Genomic DNA, 2408 nt, shown 5'->3' with positions numbered 1-2408 from the left:
GACCTGGGCCAGGGCTACATCGTGGATTCGTTCATGGTGGTGGTGCTGGGCGGCGTGGGCCAGCTGGCGGGCACGGTGTATGCCGCGATGGGCCTGGGCATCCTCAACAAATTCCTCGAAGGCTGGACGGGCGCCGTGCTGGCCAAGATTGCCGTGCTGGTGTTCATCATCATCTTCATCCAGAAGCGGCCGCAGGGCATTTTTGCGATGAAGGGCCGTTCGGCTGAAGCGTAAAGACGATGACTTCCATGACCCCCATGCCTCCCATCGTCAATCTTCCTGCCAAAGGCCCGCTGCTGACACGCGGCGGCTGGAGCGCCTTCATGATGGCGCTGATCGCCGTCTGCGCCATTGCGCCCATCCTCAACCTGTGGGTGCCCGAAGGCAGCGTGTTCCACATGAGCACGTATGCCGTGGCGCTGCTAGGCAAGATCATGTGCTACGCCATCTGCGCGCTGGCCATGGATTTGATCTGGGGCTACACCGGCATCCTCTCGCTGGGGCACGGCGTGTTTTTTGCGCTGGGCGGCTACGCCATGGGCATGTACCTCATGCGCCAGATCGGCCGCGACGGCAACTACAAAAGCCACCTGCCCGACTTCATGGTGTTTCTTGACTGGAAGACGCTGCCCTGGCACTGGACTTTCAGCGACAGCTTTGCCGCCACGCTGTTTTTGATTGTGGCGGTGCCGGGCCTCATTGCCTTTGTGTTTGGCTTTTTTGCGTTCCGCTCGCGCATCAAGGGCGTTTACTTTTCCATCATCACGCAGGCCATGACGTTTGCGGCCATGCTGCTGTTCTTTCGCAATGAAACCGGCTTTGGCGGCAACAACGGCTTTACCGACTTCAAGCGCATCCTGAACATCCCGATCGCCACGCCATCGATGCGCATGACGCTGTTCATCATGACCGGCCTCACGCTGCTGGGTTTCTTCCTGTTTGCCAAATGGCTGGTGGGCAGCAAGTTTGGCCGCGTGCTGCAGGCCATTCGCGACGCCGAAACGCGTGTGATGTTCTCGGGCTACAGCCCGCTGGGCTACAAGCTCACCATCTGGGTTATTTCGGCTGTCATGTGCGGCGTGGCCGGTGCCTTGTATGTACCGCAGGTGGGCATCATCAACCCGAGTGAGATGAGCCCGGCCAATTCGATTGAGATTGCCATCTGGGCGGCGGTGGGCGGGCGCGCCAGCCTGATCGGGCCGATTGTGGGCGCCTTTATCGTCAATGGGGCCAAGAGCTGGCTCACGGTGGCGTACCCCGAGTTCTGGCTGTATTTTTTGGGGGCGCTGTTTATTGGCGTCACGCTCTTCCTGCCAGACGGCGTGGTGGGCCTGGTTAAGAAATTGCGCAAGGGAGGTGCGAAATGACCCCCGACCTTCTTGAACAGGGCGCGCGCCGTGTGGAGGAGCGCCGGGCCGCACTCGAAGCCAACAAGAGCAACACCGAGTCCGGCGGCCGCAGCGCCAGCGGCAGCCGCATTGCGCACGCCGCCGGCGAGGTGGACGTTACCCACGGCCGCATTCTTTATCTGGAAGATGTGAGCGTCAGCTTCGACGGTTTCAAGGCCATCAACAAGCTGAGCCTGGACATCGCGCCCGGCGAGCTGCGCTGCATCATCGGCCCCAACGGCGCCGGCAAGACCACCATGATGGACATCATCACCGGCAAGACCCGGCCCGATGAAGGCACGGTGTTCTTCGGCAGCACGATTGACCTGCTGCGCCACAAGGAAGCCGAAATCGCCCAGCTGGGCATTGGCCGCAAGTTCCAGAAGCCCACGGTGTTTGAGCAGCTCACGGTGTTTGAAAACCTGGAACTCGCGCTGAAGACCAACAAGGGCGTGAAGCATTCGATGTTCTTCAAGCTCGATTCGGCGCAAAGCGACAGGCTGGCCGAAATCCTGGTGACGATTCACCTGGCGGACAGCGTGGGCCGCATGGCCGGCAACCTGAGCCATGGGCAAAAGCAGTGGCTGGAGATCGGCATGCTGCTGATGCAGGACCCCAAGCTGTTGTTGCTTGACGAGCCGGTGGCTGGCATGACGGATGAAGAGACTGCGCGCACAGCGGAGTTGTTCTTGACGCTCAAGGGCAAGCATTCGCTGATGGTGGTAGAGCACGACATGAGTTTCATCAAGACGATTTCGGAGATCGTGACTGTGCTGTGTGATGGGTCGGTGTTGGCTCAAGGCACTCTTGATCAAGTCCAGGCTGATGAGCGGGTGATTGAGGTGTATCTTGGGCGCTGAGCCGTTAGCCGCTCGGACTGAGCTTGTCGAAGCCCGTGCCTGTTCCGACGTGGCGCTCTTTGTTGAGTGCAGCTGGCCGGGGGTTGCCCGGCAGGCAACTCACTTTTCTTTGCTTCGCCAAAGAAAAGTAAGCAAAAGAAAGGCGACCCTGGTTCCTGCG

At 60.2% G+C, this 2408-nt stretch carries 2 protein-coding genes and 1 pseudogene; all 3 read left to right on the top strand.

Annotated elements, in window-relative coordinates; all coding sequences use genetic code 11:
* Positions 1–234: pseudogene (locus tag AC1D0Z_RS19725) on the top strand (urea ABC transporter permease subunit UrtB); the annotation flags it as partial.
* Positions 235–239: 5 nt separating this feature from the next.
* Positions 240–1367, top strand: a complete 1128-nt coding sequence (gene urtC, locus AC1D0Z_RS19720; protein ID WP_477659872.1) for an urea ABC transporter permease subunit UrtC — start codon at positions 240–242, stop codon at positions 1365–1367.
* Positions 1364–2248 (top strand): urea ABC transporter ATP-binding protein UrtD, encoded by an 885-nt coding sequence (gene urtD, locus AC1D0Z_RS19715; protein ID WP_477659871.1) that lies wholly within the window; start codon positions 1364–1366, stop codon positions 2246–2248. Before urtC ends, urtD begins: the two co-directional genes overlap by 4 nt.
* Positions 2249–2408 lie beyond the last annotated feature (160 nt).

Source organism: Polaromonas sp. P1_E3 (assembly GCF_056405935.1).
Note: the sequence above shows the minus strand (reverse complement) of the source record. Positions and strands in the feature narration are given on the sequence as shown.